This window comes from Persicobacter sp. CCB-QB2 (genome assembly GCF_001274635.1).
GTDB classification, from domain to species: Bacteria; Bacteroidota; Bacteroidia; order Cytophagales; family Cyclobacteriaceae; genus Persicobacter; species Persicobacter diffluens.
Genome location: NZ_LBGV01000001.1, coordinates 1,780,811 through 1,801,851 on the forward strand (window position 1 = coordinate 1,780,811; position 21,041 = coordinate 1,801,851).

At 42.6% G+C, this 21,041-nt stretch carries 16 protein-coding genes; 12 read left to right on the forward strand and 4 right to left on the reverse strand.

From position 1 onward, the window contains the following. Positions 1 to 37: 37 nt before the first annotated feature. On the reverse strand, positions 38 to 1,618 hold the full coding sequence (locus NG22_RS08045) for a peptide chain release factor 3 (RefSeq protein WP_053405272.1): 1,581 nt from the start codon (positions 1,616 to 1,618) through the stop codon (positions 38 to 40). Between the two features lie 264 nt (positions 1,619 to 1,882). On the opposite strand from NG22_RS08045, the gene NG22_RS08055 reads away from it, so the two are divergent. The 4 genes from NG22_RS08055 to NG22_RS08070 all read left to right on the forward strand — a co-directional run bounded on the left by NG22_RS08055 (position 1,883) and on the right by NG22_RS08070 (position 7,718). Beyond that, positions 1,883 to 3,646 (forward strand): ABC transporter ATP-binding protein, encoded by a 1,764-nt coding sequence (locus tag NG22_RS08055; RefSeq protein WP_082305023.1) that lies wholly within the window; start codon positions 1,883 to 1,885, stop codon positions 3,644 to 3,646. 208 nt (positions 3,647 to 3,854) lie between these two features. Beyond that, positions 3,855 to 6,032, forward strand: a complete 2,178-nt coding sequence (gene rnr, locus NG22_RS08060; RefSeq protein WP_053405275.1) for a ribonuclease R — start codon at positions 3,855 to 3,857, stop codon at positions 6,030 to 6,032. Next, positions 6,025 to 7,002 carry a polyprenyl synthetase family protein gene (locus NG22_RS08065; protein ID WP_053405276.1) on the forward strand — a complete coding sequence of 326 codons (978 nt, stop codon included), beginning with the start codon at positions 6,025 to 6,027 and terminating at the stop codon, positions 7,000 to 7,002. The genes rnr and NG22_RS08065 overlap by 8 nt, the downstream gene beginning before the upstream one ends. Before the next feature lie 176 nt (positions 7,003 to 7,178). Then, the gene (locus tag NG22_RS08070) at positions 7,179 to 7,718 is read left to right on the forward strand and encodes a hypothetical protein (protein ID WP_053405277.1); all 540 of its coding nucleotides are present in this window, start codon (positions 7,179 to 7,181) and stop codon (positions 7,716 to 7,718) included. 34 nt (positions 7,719 to 7,752) lie between these two features. Here the strand turns inward: NG22_RS08070 and NG22_RS08075 are convergent, their stop codons facing one another. Both NG22_RS08075 and NG22_RS08080 read right to left on the reverse strand, forming a co-directional pair. Next, positions 7,753 to 8,220, reverse strand: coding sequence for a thioredoxin family protein (locus NG22_RS08075; RefSeq protein ID WP_053405278.1), 468 nt, complete (start codon positions 8,218 to 8,220; stop codon positions 7,753 to 7,755). A 130-nt stretch (positions 8,221 to 8,350) separates the two neighbouring features. Further along, positions 8,351 to 8,827 carry a hypothetical protein gene (locus NG22_RS08080; protein WP_053405279.1) on the reverse strand — a complete coding sequence of 159 codons (477 nt, stop codon included), beginning with the start codon at positions 8,825 to 8,827 and terminating at the stop codon, positions 8,351 to 8,353. 441 nt (positions 8,828 to 9,268) lie between these two features. Here NG22_RS08080 and NG22_RS08090 point away from each other — a divergent pair, with 441 nt between their 5' ends. The 8 genes from NG22_RS08090 (at position 9,269) to NG22_RS08125 (ending at position 19,780) form a co-directional block, all read left to right on the forward strand. Further along, positions 9,269 to 10,468, forward strand: coding sequence for a DUF1972 domain-containing protein (locus NG22_RS08090; protein WP_072159052.1), 1,200 nt, complete (start codon positions 9,269 to 9,271; stop codon positions 10,466 to 10,468). A 183-nt stretch (positions 10,469 to 10,651) separates the two neighbouring features. Then, complete coding sequence (locus tag NG22_RS08095) at positions 10,652 to 11,581, forward strand: glycosyltransferase family 4 protein (protein ID WP_157600931.1); 930 nt, start codon at positions 10,652 to 10,654, stop codon at positions 11,579 to 11,581. Positions 11,582 to 11,686: 105 nt separating this feature from the next. Beyond that, entirely contained in the window at positions 11,687 to 12,430 is a 744-nt protein-coding gene (locus tag NG22_RS08100; protein ID WP_053405282.1) for a polysaccharide biosynthesis/export family protein, read from the forward strand. Then, positions 12,427 to 14,649 (forward strand): exopolysaccharide transport family protein, encoded by a 2,223-nt coding sequence (locus NG22_RS08105; RefSeq protein ID WP_053405283.1) that lies wholly within the window; start codon positions 12,427 to 12,429, stop codon positions 14,647 to 14,649. Before NG22_RS08100 ends, NG22_RS08105 begins: the two co-directional genes overlap by 4 nt. Beyond that, positions 14,646 to 15,926, forward strand: a complete 1,281-nt coding sequence (locus NG22_RS08110) for a hypothetical protein (protein WP_053405284.1) — start codon at positions 14,646 to 14,648, stop codon at positions 15,924 to 15,926. Before NG22_RS08105 ends, NG22_RS08110 begins: the two co-directional genes overlap by 4 nt. 2 nt (positions 15,927 to 15,928) lie before the next feature. Next, positions 15,929 to 17,050 carry a glycosyltransferase family 4 protein gene (locus tag NG22_RS08115; protein WP_053405285.1) on the forward strand — a complete coding sequence of 374 codons (1,122 nt, stop codon included), beginning with the start codon at positions 15,929 to 15,931 and terminating at the stop codon, positions 17,048 to 17,050. Next, positions 17,047 to 18,330 (forward strand): O-antigen ligase, encoded by a 1,284-nt coding sequence (locus tag NG22_RS08120; protein WP_053405286.1) that lies wholly within the window; start codon positions 17,047 to 17,049, stop codon positions 18,328 to 18,330. The genes NG22_RS08115 and NG22_RS08120 overlap by 4 nt, the downstream gene beginning before the upstream one ends. Before the next feature lie 112 nt (positions 18,331 to 18,442). After that, a complete protein-coding gene (locus tag NG22_RS08125; RefSeq protein WP_053405287.1) occupies positions 18,443 to 19,780 on the forward strand; it encodes a sigma-54 dependent transcriptional regulator in 1,338 nt (445 codons plus the stop codon). 192 nt (positions 19,781 to 19,972) lie between these two features. Here the strand turns inward: NG22_RS08125 and NG22_RS08130 are convergent, their stop codons facing one another. After that, entirely contained in the window at positions 19,973 to 21,040 is a 1,068-nt protein-coding gene (locus NG22_RS08130) for a glycosyltransferase family 4 protein (protein ID WP_053405288.1), read from the reverse strand. Position 21,041: the final 1 nt, after the last annotated feature.

Genomic DNA, 21,041 nt, shown 5'->3' on the forward strand with positions numbered 1-21,041 from the left:
CAGGCATACAATCATGCTCCATGGGTTTGAAATGATCTTAAAATTCCGAAGTAAAGTGGAATTGAATATTCGGGAAGTTGTCCTGAACCATCTGCAACCACGCACGTGATTCCGCCATAAACACCAATTTACCATCTTTATCACGGGCAATATGACGACCTTTGGACGCGATAAAAGCATCCATGTCTTTTTCATTTTCTGCCGAAATCCAACAAGCTTTGTACAAGTTCATTGGACGGAAATCACAGGAAGCCCCATACTCCCCCTTCAATCGGAATTGAATTACTTCAAACTGAAGTTGTCCTACAACACCCACAACCTTACGGGATCCCATCTCGAAAGTAAACAACTGCGCCAAACCTTCCTCCATTAGCTGAGAAAGCCCTTTTTCCAATTGCTTGGTTTTCATCGCATCCTTATTCACCACCTCGCGGAACATTTCCGGCGAGAAGGAAGGAATACCTTTATAATTACCTTTTTCTCCTTCGGTAAGCGTATCGCCGATTTTCAGGTTACCCGTATCATACAAACCGATGATATCGCCCGGCCATGCCTCATCGACAATCTCCTTATCCTGCGCCATAAAAGCGGTGGTATTGGAGAATTTCATCTTTTTATCATGACGGATGTGCAAATAAGGCTTCGAACGCTCAAACTTACCGGAACACACCCGCATAAAGGCGATACGGTTACGGTGCTTAGGATCCATATTGGCGTGGATCTTAAAGATAAATCCGGAGAATTTTGGATCCTGAGGTTCCACCTCGCGAAGCTCCGTCTCACGTGGAATTGGTGCCGGCGCAATATCCACGAAACAATCCAACAGCTCCTGCACCCCGAAGTTATTCACTGCTGAGCCAAAGAATACGGGTGCAATATTTCCTGCCAAATATTCCTCTGTATCGAATTTCTCATATACTCCATTGATCAACTCCACGTCTTCACGCAATTGAGCAGCATCATTTTCGCCAACATATTGCTCCAATTCAGGGCTCTCAATATCAGAAATCTCGATTTTTTCAGCAGACAGCTTCTGACGGCTCGCTTCAAACAAAACCAATTTCTTTTCATATAAAGAGTAAACCCCCTTGAAGTTTTTACCAATATTGATGGGCCATGACAATGGATGAACCTGCAAGCCTAACTTCTCCTCAATCTCCTCCAACAACTCGAAAGGATCACGACCCTCACGGTCCAATTTGTTAATAAAACAAAGCACCGGCGTCTGACGCATTCGACAAACCTCCATCAATCGCTCGGTTTGTTCCTCCACACCCTTCACACAGTCAATCACCATAATTACAGAGTCCACGGCCGTCAGGGTTCTGTAGGTATCTTCCGCAAAATCCTTGTGACCCGGTGTATCCAGCAAGTTGATACGCTTGTTTCGGTAATCAAATCCCATTACGGAAGTCGCTACCGAGATACCACGTTGCTTCTCAATCTCCATCCAGTCAGATCGGGCATGATCCTTAATTTTATTGGATTTTACCGCACCCGCAGTCTGAATCGCCCCCCCGAAAAGCAAAAGCTTCTCCGTCAGGGTCGTTTTACCGGCATCAGGGTGAGAAATGATACCAAAGGTTCTTCTTTTCTTAATTTCCTCAACTAAACTCATCGTGGAATATATCTATAATTATGTTGCGCTAAAGGCGGTTTTTAAATCAGTCCGCAAAATTAGTAATTTAACAAGACAATCCCTTCATTAATCCGTAACATTTAGCGGAAAAGCATTTTTCGCAAAGAAGGTAATGGCCTTATTCACCTTGAGATTTCCTTTTCCATAAAAATCCCCTAATTTGCCCATTCCAATTGGCAACACCAACCCAACACCAACCATGCCTGAGGATATTTCTAATCCAGCGAAACTTCTGCTAGAGGTTTGCAACCTGAGCATTACGCTCAATGGTCAGTCCGGCCCTATAAAAGTGGTCGAAAATCTTTCCTTTTGCCTCCGGGAAGGAGAAACTCTGGGATCGTAGGAGAATCCGGCTCCGGAAAATCCGTAACGGCCACCAGTATTCTAGGACTGTGGACCGGGCCGGAGGTTCATCATTATGAGGGCGAAGCCTGGTACTATCTGCCCCATGGAGAAAAAATAAATTTATTGAATTTCGGAGAACGGGATTTCCTGAAAATCAGAGGAAAAGAAATTGCCATGGTTTTTCAGGAACCGATGACCGCCCTGAATCCCTTGATGAAAGTGGGCAAACAACTACTGGAAGCGATACAAAGGCGCCAAAAGCTTCATCCAAAAGAGGCGAAGTCCAAAGCCATTGAAGTACTGGAAAACATCCCATTTAGTGAACCGGAAAGAATTTTCTCCGCCTATCCCCATCAGCTTTCCGGAGGACAAAAGCAACGAATCCTGATCGCCATGGCCATGGTGAATCATCCACGATTATTGGTCGCGGATGAGCCCACAACTGCCTTGGACACAATCATTCAAAATAAGATCATCCAAACCTTTGAAAGGTTAAAAAAACAGTACGGAACCTCCATGCTGTTCATTTCGCATGATTTAGGCGTGGTTTCTAAATTAGCGGATAAAATACTGGTACTGAATCAAGGCCAAACAGAAGAGCAGGGCGATACCCATGTCATTTTCGAAAATCCCCAGGCGCCCTACACCAAAGGACTCATCGCATGCCGGCCAAGATTGGATCTAAAGATGAACCGACTACCTACTCTAAATGATTTTCTTCCTCAAAATGGCAATCCGGCCAAATATAAAGCCGTAGAAGATGCCATCATTCAGCAGGTGCTTACTGATGAAGCATTGGAAACTAAGCGAAAAGCATTTTTTAAACGAAAACCTCTGATTCAAATTCGGGATTTAAACTTTGCTTATAACGCATCTAAACGCTTCCCCTGGTCCTCCGCCACGCGTAAAAAAGTGATCCACTCGGTCAGCCTTGAATTGTATGAAGGGGAGATTTTAGGTCTTGTGGGCCAGTCCGGATCAGGCAAAAGCACGCTGGCTCGTATTCTGATGCAACTCGTTAAGGGCGCAGAGGGAAGCATTATCTTCAATGGGAGAAATATACTGGAATCAAGCCAAAAGGAGCTTTTTGCAATCAGAAAAAAAATCGGCATCATCTTTCAGGATCCTTTTCAATCCTTGAACCCCAGACACACCATAGCGCATTGCCTGATGGAACCACTGGAATCATTCGGCATCGGCAAGAACAAAGCCGATCGATGGGCCCTGGCCGCTATCTGGATTAAAAAAGTGGGATTACCTCAGGATGCTTTATATCGCTATCCCCACGCTTTTAGTGGTGGACAACGCCAAAGAATCGCGATCGCACGCGCATTAATTACAGAGCCGGAACTCATCATTTGCGATGAATGTGTTTCTGCCCTTGATGTTTCGGTTCAGGCGCAGATCCTCAATCTTTTGATGGATCTCAAAGAAGAATTAAAGGTCTCCTTTTTATTTATTTCCCATGACCTTTCGGTCATTAAATCCGTCTCCGATCGGGTATTGGTTATGAACAAAGGAAGAATAGTGGAACAGGATTTTGCAGAGGTGCTCTTCGAAAAACCCAAACACCAATACACCCAAAGACTATTGGAAGCTATTCCGAAAATAGAATTCCATAACCTCCAGCAACCCTACTCCTCTAAAAACAATAAGATTTGAGGAAAATTTATTTATTAACCAAAAAAAAATACGAATTACTATTTCTTTACCCTGCTTCTTGATAATATTAGTAAATTGCAAGCCAAATTTTTGAGGATTTGAGCCCTGAAGTTTAACTTCTAAATAATTAATCCCGGGAACACGCTTGACTCCACAAGGAGTAAGTTAATTAAACATAGTTCACAGCCATCAGGCTGAAATCTTTTATATGGGAAGAAAAAACAGAAAAACCGCGGTTTTCAAAAAGAGACAAACCAGAGAAAAACGGATTACCCAAAATCTGGAAAGCCGCATCCTGCAACTCCTCAACAGCGACCCCACCAAATCCTGGTCTGTTAAGCAACTTTGCAGAAAGCTCCTGCTTAAAGACCGCATGAGTAAACAAAAAGCCGCCTTCTTTTTGGAAGACCTGGCAGGTGAAGGAGATATTATATTTACTTCAGATGCCCGCTATCAGGCTAAAGATACCGCCGACCGCTTAATCGGGAAGGTGGACCATGTCAATCCAAGATTCGCTTTTATCATTATTGAAGGCCGTGAAGATGACATCAAAGTAACCACAGATAAATTAAATGATGCGCTGGACGGCGACCAGGTAGAAGTTGCCATTACCTCCACCCGTGGAGGTCGTGCCGAAGGTCGTGTCACCAACATCATTGAACGAAGCAAAAAAGACTGGGTAGGAAAAATTGAGCTTCTTCCCCGCTATGCTTTCGTTGTTCCCGACAATAAAAAGATCTACAAAGATGTATTTGTGCCATTGGAAAAAACCAAGGGAGCAAAACATAATGACAAGGTGATTGTCAAAATAGATAAATGGTCGGATGACCGAAATAAAAACGCGGTGGGTACGGTGACCCGCGTATTGGGTGCTTCAGGAGAAAACGAAGCCGAAATTCACTCCATTATGGCGGAATACGGCCTTCCTTTTGAATTCCCGAAACGTGTTTTAAAGGAAGCTGAACGCATTCCGGATGAAATTTCAGCTGAGGAAATCAGCAAAAGACGTGATTTCCGTAACATCACCACCTTCACTATTGACCCTTTCGACGCCAAGGATTTTGACGATGCTCTTTCCCTTCGTAAACTGGACAATGGAAATATTGAGGTAGGGGTGCATATTGCGGATGTTACCCATTACGTTCAGCCGAATACCCAACTTCAGGCGGAAGCCTACGATCGTGCAACTTCGGTTTATCTGGTGGATCGCACCATTCCGATGTTACCGGAAAGACTTTCCAACCAGCTGTGCTCACTGCGACCAAATGAAGATAAACTGACATTTTCAGCCGTTTTCGAACTGAATGAAAATGCGCAGATTCAAAAAGAATGGTTTGGTCGTACCATTATTCATTCTGATCGCCGATTCACTTATGAAGAAGCACAGGAAAGAATCGAAACGCAGGAAGGGGATTTCCATGAAGAAATCATTGAGCTTAACCGCCTTTCGAAAATCATCAAAGACCGCCGTTTCAGCAATGGGGCCATTGCCTTTGAGACCATTGAAGTAAAATTCAAACTGGATGAAAATGGCAAGCCATTAATGGTGATTCCCAAAGAAAGAAAAGACGCCCATAAACTGATTGAAGAGTTTATGCTGCTGGCCAATAAACGAGTGGCAGAATTTGTCTTCAATTCAAAGAAAAAGGGAGACGCCAAATCTCCAACTTTTGTCTACCGAACCCACGATTATCCAAATACGGAAAAACTGGAAAGTTTCGGATCTTTTGCCAAACGATTCGGCCACCAGTTCAAAACGAGTGAAACCGGCGTTTCCAAGGAATTAAATAAGCTGATGGCGGAGATTCAGGGCAAGCCGGAACAAAATGTTTTGGAACAATTGGCGATCCGCTCCATGGCGAAGGCGATTTACACCACCGAGCCATTGATGCACTTTGGACTGGCCTTTGACCATTATTCGCACTTCACTTCCCCTATTCGCCGTTATCCGGATATGATGGTGCACCGATTATTGCAACACTATCTGGATGGAGGAAAATCGGTATCAGCACCGGAATACGAAACTGAATGTGAGCATTCCTCTGACCGGGAAAAAAGAGCCGCTGAAGCGGAACGCGCATCCATCAAATACAAGCAGGTGGAATTCATGGAAAATGCCCCTGAAAAGGCTTATGAAGGCGTGATTACCGGCGTGACGGAGTTTGGTATTTTTGTAGAAATCACCGAAACCCGCTGCGAGGGAATGGTTCGCATGATGGACATGGATGACGATTATTATGAATACGATGAAAAAAATATGCGTATCATAGGCCGTCATAATAAGCAAATGTTCAGCCTGGGAGACAAAGTGTATGTTCGGGTAAAACACACCGACATTAACAGAAGAACAATCGACCTTATTTTTTCACAAAAGGAACATGAATAATATTTTAAATCCTTTGATTGAAACCATTGACAAAGCAATCAAAGCGCACCAGTGGGGAGAGGAACCCAAAGAATTATACGAACCAATAGGATACATCATGAGTTTGGGCGGCAAAAGACTGCGCCCCTTGCTTACCCTTTTAGGTTATCGCCTTTTCAATGATGATATTCGTCCGGCTATTGCCCCGGCCATGGCAGTGGAAACTTTCCATAATTTTACCCTGGTACATGATGACATCATGGACAAGGCGCCTTTGAGAAGAGGAAAGGAAACCGTCCACACTAAATGGAATGATAATATTGCCATTCTGAGTGGAGACGTGATGATGATCAAGGTTTATGATCACCTGTTGGAATTGGATCCTGAAATATTGCCGGCAGCCCTGAAAGCTTTCAATGCCAATGCCACGGAAGTTTGCGAAGGGCAACAGAAAGATATGAATTTCGAAAGCCGTGATGATGTCACCGCTGAGGAATATCTGGACATGATCCGCCAAAAGACGGCCGTACTTTTGGGGCTGGCACTACAATTGGGTGCAATGGTGGCGAAAGCCCCTGAGGAAATTCAATCCGGTTTATATGATTTCGCGGTAAAATTAGGCATCGGCTTTCAGTTAAAAGACGACTTGCTGGATGTTTACGGTGATCAGGCCAAATTTGGGAAGCAGGTTGGTGGAGACATTATTGAAAACAAAAAGACTTATTTGTTGATAAAAGCCAAAGAATTAGCAAGCGGTGAGTTGGCAGCGGAATTGGAAAAATGGATTGCACATGAAAATCCAATTGCGGAAGATAAAGTGAAAGCTGTAACTGAAATTTATAATCAGCTGGACATTAAAAACATTACGGAGCAACTGATGCAAAGTAGTTTTGAAGAAGCATTCGGTATACTGGAAAGCATGCCACTAAATGAGCAGCAGAAAACTTACCTTTCAGATTTTGCCACGATTGTTATTAATCGCGAAAAATAAAGAGACAAGCCCCGTTTGAATAACGAACGGGGCTTTTTTATGCCGTTTTGTTGTCCTTTTTCCCTAATCGGGTGCTATTTTTTATAAAAAAACCTCAAAGCATCCATACAAATCCGCTTTTATTATATTTTTTTATAAATTGTGTTCTATTCGATTAAGAAGGAAATAAACCGATTATGAAAAATATTTGCTCATTCCTGTTGATTTTTGGGTTTTATGCCTATTTCAATTTTAGCCATGCACAATGTGTAGAAGGCCATGACGACTTTGAAGATGTCGACATCGTACAAACCGGCCAAATTTCAGTGGCACCCATGGGAAATATCAAATTAACTTTTGCTTCTTATCAATACCCCACCAAAGGGAAAGAAGTATACGTGTACGTTTCCGTTTTAAAAGAAGTGATGGATGACCTTACGCTAAGACCTTATCAGAACCCTTATCTGGCAGTAAAAACCAGGGCCGGAAAAATAAAAAGATATCAATATGCAGGGCCGGTGGCGATCAACCCCTATTTGATGGCCTTTAAAATTGATAAAGAATTGGTAGATATGTTTCGGGCCAAAATGGTCACCAAAGCCAGAATTCACTATGACGGAAAAAACCGGGATTTGGACCTAAAAGGCTCCTATGGCGATAAGCTGTCAGATGGCATTGAATGCTTTGTGGAATCTACCAAAGACCTCAAACCCACAGGAAAAGAAAAAACAAAGTAATAAAAAAGCCGATCATCACTGATCGGCTTTTTTATTATCCGGCATTTTCGCGATATACCTTTTCTAACTTTCCTTTATTGTAAGTCTCTCCTTCCTCCAGACTGCCCGTCTCTTGTACATTGGTCAACTTTCCGTTTTCATCCAAAAAGACATAAACCGGAAAACCGTGTTCGTTAGGATTTCCCCATTTCTCCAATAAGGCTTCGTTTTTATTTTCTTTGCTGTAGTTCAGGTGCACATAAACGTAATTATCATCAATCATCTTTTTCAATTCAGCATCCGTCATGACATATTTATTCAATCGGATACAGAATTTACACCAATTGCCCCCGACCTGCACCAATACTTTTTTACCTTCTTTTTTTGCCTGATTTACAGCGGCAGCGATTTGCTCCTCACCATTAATAGAAGGATTATAAATTTTTCTCCAGTTCGTCTCCTGTGCGCTGACCGCAAAAGTCACCATTAGCATGGTCAAGACAGTCAATAGGTATTTTTTCATTAGATGTAATTTTTAAATGTAGGGCAAACATAATATTTATCCCTTTAATCTAAAAACCGCAATCCTGATATACCCTAAATAAAAAAAGCCCCTGTTCAGGAGCTTCTTATGACAAATAAAATTATTGCTTTTATAATCTGTGCCAGATTTCTTCCAGTAAAGTAGAATCAACCACCACATACTTGCCGGAGTTAGGATCCATCTGTACATTATGTACATAGCCTGATATCCGCCATTCATTGCCCTTTACCGTGTACTTAAATTTAACAGAGGTACCGGCTAATTTCGAACCGGAGGGCTGAAAGAAATCAATATGCTCCGTATAAAAATCATCGGTCAGATCATAAGTTCCTCCTCCGGTCCCGACCACATTTCCATCGTTAGGAGAATAAGAAACCCAGGTAAAATGGTCTTCCGTGATGTGTTTCACATACTTCATCATTTGAGGGAGTTCTGAAAAATCAGGATCAGCACCATATTTAAAAGAAGACATTTCCCATGAACCCATCAGTGGATTTTCCTTTTTCTTTTTGGGATTCATGGCCATAATACCCACCAAAAAAATCAGGGAAACAGAGAGTAAAATAGAATAATTCAATTTTTTCATAACACAGGTCTTTTGTTTATTAACCATCTAAAAGATCAGAGGTTACCAAAACGCCCCTACTTATTTTAAAAGAATTCCCAAAAAATTGGATTAACTCAAATCCAATAAATAAACCTTAACAAAACCTACAAAAGTCCTATTTACCACCCTCCTAGCAGAAGAACTTCCAACAATTGGGAGCACCAATCTCGCTCGTTTCCTTTCAACCGCTCACTTCTAAATTCCTACGTTATTATTTAAATCAAAAAAATAAAGCGTATTATACCATTTAGCAAGTGCTGCTATTTCCAAATTTTGGAAATCTTCCAATTCAAAAACCTCCCTGGTAATCCACACCTTCTCAAAAACACTCCTGCGAAACTCTGAAAGCCTATTTTTAAAAATATTTAAAACTGGAATCAATTTGGTCAATAGAATAGCATAAGAAAATGCTTTGGCCTTATGAAAGAAAAAATAGCCGTTATCGGAACCGTGGGAGTTCCCGCTTGCTACGGAGGATTTGAAACCCTGGTACATCAACTGGTGCTTCATCTTAACCAACAATTTGACTTTACGGTCTATTGCAGTGCGCACCATTACCCGAAAGGAGAAAGACCAAGAAATTGGAATAATGCCAAATTAGTATACCTCCCGCTGAAAGCCAACGGGGTACAAAGCATTCTTTACGATATCCTATCTATCATTCATGCGCTCTTCTTTGCCGATGTCTTGCTCATTCTTGGGGTATCCGGCTGTATCATTCTTCCTTTTGTGAAATTATTCAGAAATAAAAAAGTCATTGTTCACATTGACGGATTGGAGTGGAAAAGAGCCAAATGGCATCCGCTGGCAAAAGCCTATTTGAAATTTGCCGAAATGGTAGCCGTACGTTTTTCTGATGCAGATATTGCCGATAATGAAGCCATCCGTAAATATACTGCCTTACGCTACAGAACCCTCAGCGCCTGCATCGCCTATGGTGGAGATCAGGCGGAAAAGGTGATTGCCAATGCACAGGATTTTCAAAATTTCCCCTTCCTTCAGAAGCCCTATGCATTTGGTGTTTGTCGCATCGAGCCGGAGAACAATATCCATTTAATTTTAGAAGCCTTCTCCACCCAGGAAAATATGCCGTTGGTGTTGGTTGGCAATTGGGATAATAGTCCCTACGGCCAAAAATTAAAGCAAATTTATAGAGGTCATTCCCATTTACATTTACTCGATCCTATTTATGAGAACAGGCCCCTAAATCTTATTCGAAGCCGCTGTTTCTGCTACATTCACGGGCACAGTGCCGGTGGCACCAATCCTTCTTTGGTAGAAGCAATGAATTTGAACTTACCCATTATTGCTTTTGACGTGATCTATAACCGCTGTACGACCAATGAGCAGGCCTTTTATTTTAAAGATCATCAATCTTTGAATGACTTGCTACAAAGACTCACAAAAGAGGAATATCAACAATGTAGCCACAGGATGTACGACCTTGCCCAAACCCATTACCAATGGGCTCAAATTAGTCAACAATATACAAGCCTCATCAATGGCATTATGGAGGACTATCAGAAACCGGAAATTTTCACCTACCCCATCCCCCAACATCTCATTCAACCCTGGGAAACTTCCCAAACCATTCCGGAACCTGCTCAAAAACTGGCATAATTCTTAAAATCTCATCGTGATGTTACCACTTCAGTTCTTATTAACTTCGACCATCAGTGCCCTTATCTTGCATTTTCTATTACATTTTAAATACGAAATAGGGCTACTGGATAAACCCAATCAGCGCAAGGTGCATTTATCCATCAAAGCCTGCTCGGGGGAATTGCCTTGTATTTGGCTTTCATGATGATGAACATCTCCCTGCAGTCAGACCATCTTCCCAAGACTTTTCTATTATGTGCAAGTGGCATATTTTTGATGGGTTTATGGGATGATTACCGACCTTTAAGCGCACTGCTTCGATTATTCTGGCAATTGAGCTTAGCTGCCATAATTGCATTCCCGCTGGCTGAAAACCCGGCGCTTACCCCAGGCCTTTTGTTTCTTCAGCATCTTCCCTTCCCGCTTGTGTGGATGTTATTTACCCTATTCATTGTCGCCAGCACGAATGCCTTTAATTTGATGGATGGCATTGATGGACTCGCAGGAAGTTTAGCACTGGTGGTGATGGCTTGTTTGGCTTTCTGCCTTTTCTTAGTCAATGATATGCAAGCGGCGCTTTTGATGTTAGCCATGATGGCTGCTTTAGTTCCTTTCCTCAGCCTGAATTGGGCACCTTCCAAAATTTTCATGGGAGATTCAGGATCCATGCTTCTGGGTTTTACAATAGCCTACGGAGGGCTCAGACTGGTACAAGGCCCAATGGCGCCAGTAGAAGCATATTATTTTCAGGTGGCCGTTGGATGTTTCAGCTTACCGGTAATGGATATGCTGCGGGTTTTTGGACAACGAATGTTAAAAGGAAACTCCCCCCTGAAACCGGATAAAACTCACCTTCACCATATCCTTTTGAAATACATCAATGTGCCGCAGGCAACTTTAACCATTGTTGCTTTTCAGACCCTGTGCATTTTAATGTGTATGCTGCTGCAAGATTTTTCTCACTGGTTCGCGATTCTCTCCTTGGTGGGTCTATATTTTTCTATGATTTGGACCATCAAACGATGCTTTCAACCCCTGGCTAGCGCTGGCCCAAAGATCAATACCAACAAGAAACAGACAGTTGAAAATGCTAAATATTCCGAAATCCAACCGTTCATACCCAATAAATAAATTAAAGTCATCTAAAAATATTGCACTTTAAATAATTCAGGCAAATCCTAGATCACTTATTCTAAAGAGTTTCGTTAAACAAACTGTGATAAATTATATTTTTTCATGAAAACCTCAACCAAATGGGCCTGTCTCATTTTATTGTTTGCCAACCTATTATCCTGTCAAACCAGAAAATTATTTGACAGTGCCACCCCGCCTATGGGGATAGAAGAATTTATTGAGGATTGTCAGGCATTACCGCTTCATCTCCTCCAGGCAGATGACAAAATTAGTCTGAGCATCTGGAATCATGATGATCTAAGCATTGGTTCCATTTTCGGAATTTATAATTCCAATGAAGTTTATGGAAAATGGACCATGGTCGATCAGGAGGGATTTATCTTGTTACCTAAAGTGGGCAAACTACAGGTAAAAGGCCTGACCACTCAGGAAGCCAATGCCCTCATCACTTCCGCCTACCGCCCATGGCTCAAAGACCCCATTCTCACCATCAAGGTGCTCAACAGGGAGGTTAATATCCTGGGTGAAGTAATGCAACAAGGCACCATTTTATTAGAAAAAGAGCGTAATACTCTGGTGGAAGCCCTGGCGCAAAGCGGGGGTTTTGATTTCTATGCGGACACCCGTCACATAAAGATAATCAGAACCATAAACCATCAACAAAAACAGTTTTTAATTGACCTCACTCAAACCACCGATCGGCAACAAGCCCAAATGTGGCTTTACCATGGAGATATCATTTATGTCCCTACCAAAGGAGGGAAAACGGTAGACAAAAAAACCCCGTTAATCGTCGCATTGGCAAGTGTAATCACGGCCATTGCGGTTCTAATTTCAGTACAATGAATGAAAGCTCGGAAATATTAAAAATCCTCCGACCGATAATCCGGGGTTCAGGCATCATTGCGGTCTGCATACTCCTTGCTTTTCTTCTGGGACAAAGAAGTTTATTGTATTCTACTGCTCAATTCCAGAGCGTAGCTATCCTAAGGCTGGATGACAAAAGTGGGTTTACCGAAAATAACCTTTACAAAGATTTGGATTACTTCTCCAGCAAGAAGAACATTGAGACCGAAATAGAGACCATGAAATCTTTCCAAATTTTGGAAAAAGTGGCGGAAAAGCTGGACTTCCAGCAAATGTACTACAGAAAGGGGCTTATTAAGACAAAAGAACTTTACTACGACAGCCCGTTTTTATTGGTTAATCTGGACACCTCCCCTTCACTTCATAATAAAAAAATTCAACTCCATTTTACCTCACCAGATACTTTCGAATTAAAAATCCCGGAAGGAGGAGGCTTCATCACCCAAAAAGGGAGCTGGGATGATATACTGAAAAACCCAAATTTTCAATGGATCATCAGAAAAAATCAATCTTTTTGGGCCAAACAAAAAGCACCAAATTTGAAGGACACCTTCTTTTTTGAAATCCTTTCCCGGGAGCAGGAAATTCAGCTCATCAAAGAAAATTTACAAATCACCCCACAGGCCGAGGACATTCCCATATTAAGAATTGCCTATACCTCTCCGGTACCGGAAAAAGCTCCAATGATAGTAAATACCCTCTGCGAAGTATATATCGAAGATTATATCCTGTATAAAATTGGGGCTTCACAAAAAACACTCACTTTTTTAGATCAGAGAATAAAGGACATGGGGATTCAGCTTCAAAAAGCCGAAGCCAATATAGAAAGCTTCCGATTGAAAAATGGCATTGTTAATACCCGGCAGGAAACAGAAACCGGTCTCAGAAGAACCGCTCAGTTACGAACCCTGTTAGCCAATCTGGATATGGAAATGGCGTCTCTGGATAGTATCAATAAAAATGTGCAGTCGGACACCATACGCCTGGAAACATTGTCCCTGAATACCAATATGACCGTGGGTTTGCTTTTCACAGACCTTATCAAACGCCTGGAAACCTACCGGGCGGAGAAAAGAGAACTGTTGACCCGCTATGGACCCCAGCATGAAGAAGTGCAAAATATCGATCAAAACATATCGGATATTCTGCGCTATATAAAAAGGAGTATTGCCCAAAATCAAAAGGAAATTGCGATTAAAAGAGCCTCTATCGCCAAAGAAGTACAAGAGGCAGAAAGGCAATTTGAGACTTTACCTTCCAAGGAAAGGCAACTGGTAATTTTACAAAGAGACTTCCAGCTACTACAGAACAGCTATAATTTCCTGAATGAAAAACGTATAGAAGCGGAAATCTCCAGGCATGCCACCATCGCATTTCACAGAATACTGGAAGAGGGAAAAACACCTCGAAAAGCCAGTTCACCCAATATAACGCTGGTATTAGTGGTTTCCATTTTCCTGGGGCTGGTGACAGGACTGGTAATTGTTTATTTCAGACAGTTCTTTTACGGAAAGGTGGAGGAAATTTCCACCATTGAAAAATATTCGGATCAAGCGGTACTGGCCACAATTCCACATATGCCTAAAGGAGAAATCGAAATCAGGGGATTACTCAATACGCTATATCAGCAGGGGAGTTTGCAAAAAGGAAACATGGTGGCGGTCACCTCCTCAGGGGCAAAAGAAGGAAAGAGTTTTATCAGTCAGAAATTATGTTTACAGCTCAACCAGTTACAGCAAAACGTTCTATTTATCCGATGTAATTTAGACCCGAAAAAAAAATCAGCTAAGGGACTTTGGGAATACCTTCAAAGTCCACAGAGCGAAATAATGGCCAATAAAAAAGAAAACATCAGTTTTATGAATCTGGGGAATTACCCTTCAGAAGAACAGCTATTTCTCCACCCCAACTTTAAGCAACGCCTTGCTTCTCTGGCTCAAAAATTTGACCTGATCATAGTGGACTTCCCTCCTTTGAAATCCGACTCCCTGATGACTGTTTTTCTTCAGGAGTGTCAATGCATTCTTTATCTTATCCGCTATAACCATACCCCTATCAGTAAATTAGAGGACATCTCCTATTTCAAAAACAAATACCAACTGAAACAATTAGAAACAGTGTTCAACGACCAACAATCTTATCGCCGGTCGCTCATCGCAAAATTTAAAAACAGTATAGCCGGCTTTTCCAAAAAATGAAAGTGCTTCTTCAAATAAAATCGAAAGCAGAAAAGCTGGGCGAACAGGCACTTTTGAGCCTGAACAGCTTCCTGCTCACTATTTTATTGGGAAGATATGCCAGCGCGGAAACCTTTGCCCAATATGCCCTCTCTTTTCTTTGGGTCTTATTTGGCTTTGCCCTCCTGCAGGCTTACCTGCTTCAGCCCCTTTCCTACTTTTCTGAAAAAAACGGCAAAAGAAGCACCCAGACGCAATTCATCAGTTTTTTTGTCATTTTCCAACTCCTGTTCCTAATCGGCTTCAAGCTCTTTCTAGTGGGTTATGATGCCCTCACCCATAACCGGCAGGCTCACCTGCCGCTCCTGTGCTGGGCATTCTCCTATAATGCCTTTTATTTTTTCCGGCATTTACTCATTATGCACCAAAACAAAAAGGGCCAGTGGAGAAGTGTCATCACCTTCAGCCTCCTTTGTATCGGTGGTATTTCAGGCCTCATTCTATTGCAAGAGCTCCACTACGATTATATTCTCTATCTCCTGGCTTTGGCCTTATTGTCAGGAAGTATGGTGAGCTATTTTCACCTCCCGCAGGTCCGGCCGGCGGCTTTGCATCAATTGCCCTGGAAAAAACACTGGATTTATGCCCGATACCTAATGGCCACCGCTGTTTTTCAGTGGTTTTCCGGAAATGCCTTCTGGGTGGCTGCCGGTACCTTACTGGCTCCCTTTCTGTTTTCCGGCATTCGCCTGGTACAAAACCTGACCGGACTACTTAATATCGGAATGATGGCCATAGACAATTACCTTCCTTTCCGCTGGATGAAAAAACTACCCGGAGAAAAAAAATGGGCGCAGGTGCTCATCAGGGAAAGTCTGCTCCCCTCTGTCCTCATCATATTCGTATGTCTGCTGGCCTGGATGTTTGGAGAATCATTAATGATAGGGGTGTATGGAAAAACTTACGCCACTTTTGCGCATTGGATCGCCCCCATGGCAGCCCTTTCGCTTTTGGGCTTGTGGAGCCTGGAATTAAAAATTGCCGCCCGCTGTTTTTCACAAAACGGTTTGATTCTGCTTTCGAATATTATCGTCTCCCTGTTCAGTATTTCCATAGCTCCCTGGCTCCTGAAAAATTTTGAAATAAAGGGGTTGCTGATCGGACTGGGAGCTGCCCAATTCCTGATGGCAAGCAGCCTGCTGCTGGGTCTAATTTTTTGGTCCCATCGGATAAAGGAAGTATCTCAAGCGACCAAAAACAATCTTTCCGCCTTAAATAAAAGCCCTGAACATAATTAATTATGAAAATCATCCACTTCATATTAGGCAAAGCCAATCCGGATCGGCTCAATGGTGTAAATCGCGTAGTTGATGCCCTGACTAAAGCTCAGTTTGAACTTGGTTATGATATTGAAATATGGGGCATCACTCCAAGCCCGGATATTGCCGGCCCGAACCGCCCCTTTCCCTGTCGGTATTTTCAATCGCATCCGTTTTGGAAAAAACTCGACGGAAAAATAAATCAGGCTTTGAGTACTTTACCCCAAAAAGAAAAGGTGGTCTTTCATTTACACGGGGGCTTTATACCAGACATGTTTCGGATGTCGAGTTTACTTCAAAAATGGAAATACCCCTATATTTTCACGCCTCATGGTAGCTACAACGCAGAAGCACTGAAAAAATCTAAATGGCGAAAACGCATCTATTTTAAGCTATTCGACAAAAAGGTGGTGGAGAATGCACAGTGTCTGCACTTACTCGGACAAAGTGAAAAAGACCATATCATCCACCTGGCCAATCCGGCCAAAGTGGTGCTGGTTCCTAACGGTTATGAGGCAGAGGCGCAGGCAACGCCCTATCCGGCACAAAAAGAAACGCTGGTTTTTGGATTCTGCGGCCGACTTAAAATCTATGTAAAAGGGCTAAATGAATTAGTGGATGGTTTTGCAGCTTACAGTAAAAACAGCCCACAACCTTCCGAACTATGGTTGATCGGGGACAGTGAAGAGAGTTCCAAACTCAAAGCCAGAGCAGAAAAATTAAAAATAACCGACAATGTAAAATTCCTAGGCGCGCAATACGGAGCCGAAAAAATCAAGCTGCTTTCGCAAATGGATTACTTCTGCCACCCCTCCCGATATGAGGGCTTTCCAAATGCCGTATTAGAAGCTTTGGGGTTAGAAATTCCGGTTTTAGTCACTCCGGCCACCAATATTCTTTCCACCGTATTGGACGAAAACTGTGGCATGGAAATTACGCAAACCAAAGCGAAAGCCATTCAAAAAAGCATGGAACTTGCTGCCGGAAAGTGGCAGACTGAGGAGTATTTCAGCATGCGAAAAAATGCGGGCAAAACCGTTGCGGAACAGTTCAACTGGAAGCAGATTGCCCAGCGATTTTCAAAAATCTATGCCGCCCTATGAAAATCCCCGCCCTTCAGAAACCTACCTTTCCGGTGAATCACCTTATCCCATGGCTCATTGTGATTCTGGGCCTGAAAATTCTGGGATTTTTTACCCTCTCGGAGAATATTACCATTACCAGAGGACTAAAAATATTAATCCGGATGGCCTGCACCGGCACTACGGCCTTCCTCATTTTTCACTATCAGGCTAAAGGCTATGCCGCAAATTTTCGGCAATCCAATAGTCTGGTATTTTGGGGATACTGCACCTATTTACTACTGGCCCTCTTCTCCTTTCTGTGGAGTACCGATGTAGCCTATTCGGCGCTACAATGGTTTATGGACACGGAGACATTCATTTTCTCCATGCTATTTATCCGCTTAATCCTATTGGTCAATCAATATGCCGGGGAGCATGAAATCCGCCTCAGTGATCTCCTTTCCAGGGCGGTATTCCTTTTGATGGCCTGGAATATTTTGGGCGCCTGGTTTTTCCCGGACACCTTTTACCGCCTGACCCACGGACAGGAAGTAGCCCGACTGGGCGGATTTTTAATGAACCCCAATGAATTAGGAATGTTGGCGGTAGTGGGAATAGCCGCCTCTTATCTGGAATTATTCCAAGCCAAAAAAAATCATTATTGGGACTATTTCCGAATTGCCTGTGCCCTGTATGCATTGATCCTTACCGGATCACGTTCCTCTATGATCGGCTTTCTTTTAGTGAGTTATTATGCCATCAATCTGACCAACAACCGCTGGTTCAGATGGGTCGTCATTGGGGCACTATTACTGAGCATTCCCATAATTGTGCAATTTATCTTTATTAAAGAAGGAGACCTTAAGGAAGTGCTGAGCATGACGGGCCGGCTCCCTTTTTGGAAGGCCTTGTTAACCGAAGGATTCCCTAAGCAACCCTGGCTGGGCTTTGGCTTTATGCGCATATCCAATGAAGGCTTCTTTCAAAGCGTGAATACTTACGCCGGAAAAATGACCCATAATACTTTTATTCAGGTGTTGATGAATCTGGGCATTATTGGCTTTTTCATTTGCCTGAGCCAATTAGCCTTAACCCTCTATGCTTGTGTCAAAAGTAAATCTTCAAATAAGAAAAGGTTTTTCACAGCCGTCTTCATTCCCGTCCTGATCAACTCCTTCACGGAATTTGGCATTTTTGGAGAAACCAATTACGGTATACTGTTCTATCAGCTTCTTTTTTTGATTTTCGTCATTGATGTTTCTCCTCATTTTAGTCAAAAACAAATCCTCAAAATTCGGCAACTAGCCGCTACAAAATGAATTGTATATCGATAAGCTCAACTTCCTATAAAAAAAATCACATTCATCCATTCCCTATAACATTGACTTTTCCATGGCCGTTATTTTCCTGAAAAATAAGGGATAATATTACATGAAAATTTTTATCGTTGAGGATAACGACTGGTACGCCAATTTTCTTTGTCACCACCTGAGTCGTAATCCAGAATTTGAAGTCCAACATTTCGCCACTGGCAAACAATTGATCAGTCATCTGGAAGAATTGCCAGATGTGATTTCTCTGGATTATGAATTACCCGATTTGGATGGAGACAACTTACTTAAAAAAATACAATCCTTCGACGAAGAATTACCGGTAATCATGGTATCCGGGCAGGAAGATGTCAATACCGCCATAGAAATCCTCAAAGCCGGGGCTTTTGATTATATCGTCAAAAATGAGGATGCGCCGGAAAGGTTATGGCAAGCCATGCACCGGGTACAAAAACAGCAAAAGTTATTAAAAGAGGTCAAGAATCTGAGAAAAGAGGTGGTGAAACAATACCATTTCAAAAATCAGATGATTGGAGAAAGCCCTGCACTAAAGGCATGTTATGCCATGGTTGAAAAGGCGATTCAAACGGAGATCACGGTAATGATCAATGGGGAAACCGGAACGGGAAAGGAAGTGCTGGCGAAAGCCATTCATTACAACTCCAAGCGCAAGCAAAAACCCTTCATCGCGGTCAATATTGCCTCCATTCCGGAAAATTTATTGGAAAGTGAGTTATTCGGACATGAAAAAGGCGCCTTTACGGACGCGCAAAAACGCCATATCGGGAAATTTGAAGAAGCACAGGGAGGCACTCTTTTTTTGGATGAAATAGGGGAATTGCCCTTACCCGCACAAGCCAAATTACTCAGGGTTTTACAGGAAAAAGAAGTCGTGCGGGTAGGAGGAAATGAAATCGTCAAACTAAATGTACGGATCATTACGGCCACTCACCGGAATCTCAAAAATGCGGTCAAGGAAGGTGCCTTCCGAAAAGATTTATTTTATCGGCTGTGGGGATTACCCATAGTTTTGCCCCCGCTGCGAGAAAGAGGGCATGACGTCATTCTCCTTGCCCAGCATTTTATCAATACCTTCAGCAAAGACAATCATTTGGGTGAAAAAACACTTAGCCCCCTTGCCAAGAAAAAACTACTCAGCTATAATTTTCCAGGAAACATCCGTGAACTACGTTCAGCAATCGAGTTGGCCACGGTGCTATCCCATGGAAATTGCATAGAGGCAGATGACCTTACTTTTGCGGAATTGGAAGAATTTCCAGAATTGATGGAGGAGAAAATGACCTTAAAAAAATACATACAGAAAATTCTTCAGCATCACTTAGACAATAATGAGGGCAATGTGATCACTACCGCCCGTGAGTTGGATATCGGAAAATCCACCATTTACAATATGTTGAAAAGTGGAGAATTAAAATAAAACGCACTATACTCTCATAATCCACTGGCTATGTTCACCCAGAATTTTTCCTATTGCTGATTTTTCCCAAAGAAGCAGATGCATGAGGAGAAAGCAAGCCAATGCAGACCTCTCTCTGCCTGGAAAGCATCAGTAAGCCACTCAAACACACGGACCATAAGGGCTGTAGCGAAGAATTCCGATTGAATATCATTAGCCAACTGCTTTCATCCCCTTTCGGGAGGTAAATTCATTGGCCCGTACCTTAGCCGCAGCGGATAACTGTCGGTAATAGGTTTTATCACGGGCAAATTTCCGGATGTGGGTCAAAAGCGTTGCCATATGCGTAACATCACAACATATCCCCTGCACTCCGTTTTCTACTACTTCCAATGGCCCGCCGGCATTCGGACAAATACAGGGTAAACCATAGGCCATTCCTTCTAACAGTGTCATTCCAAAAGTTTCAACCCATTGTTCGGGATCAGACAGGTTCAGTAAGAGATCAGCCTCTGCGTAAAAAGGATGAATATTTTTTTGAGCCGGATAAATAAAAAGGTTAGAAGGGCGGTTTTGGAAATATTGATCCACCTCCTCCATACTGGCATTCAAGACCAGATTAAATCGGTATTCCGGCAGGAAGGCGGCCAGGTTTACAAAAGTGTCCACCCCTTTATATTTTTTTAAGGAGCATAACATCAGCACAACAAAACCCTTTTTCTTTGAGGTCCGTGGGGCTTCCGATTGCTGCATAAATTCTTCTGACAAACCATTATAAATCACCCGAATATTCGTTAAACCCTGGCCTTCCGCCCTGGCCAAATAAGCCGAGACAAAAATCACTTCCTGTGCGCCTATCAAAGGCCATTTCAGAAATTGCTTAAAAATCTCCGGGCGAATACTGGTTTCGTGGATATGATAAACCCAGGGGGTTTGTGAAACATAGCCCATCAGGGCCGCCCCAAAAGGCAATAAAGTATTGATATAAATCTGCTCAAAACACTTACGATTTTGCCATAATAAATAAATCATACAAAGCTGCGCCCAAAAAAAGCGCAATAAAGTGATCAGCTTATTGGAAGCGGGCTGGTAAGGGAAATGTAAAGTCCTTACGCCTTTCAGACCGGAAAGTACCCCGTTGGTATTGGAGGTGATCAGCATGCAGGAACGCCCCTCCTGAACTTCTTTCTGCAAATGATCCCGAAGCACCACTGCGCTCCCGCTATAATCATTAAATAAATGACAATAAACCCGATTTTCTAATTTTTCACTTACTTTCATA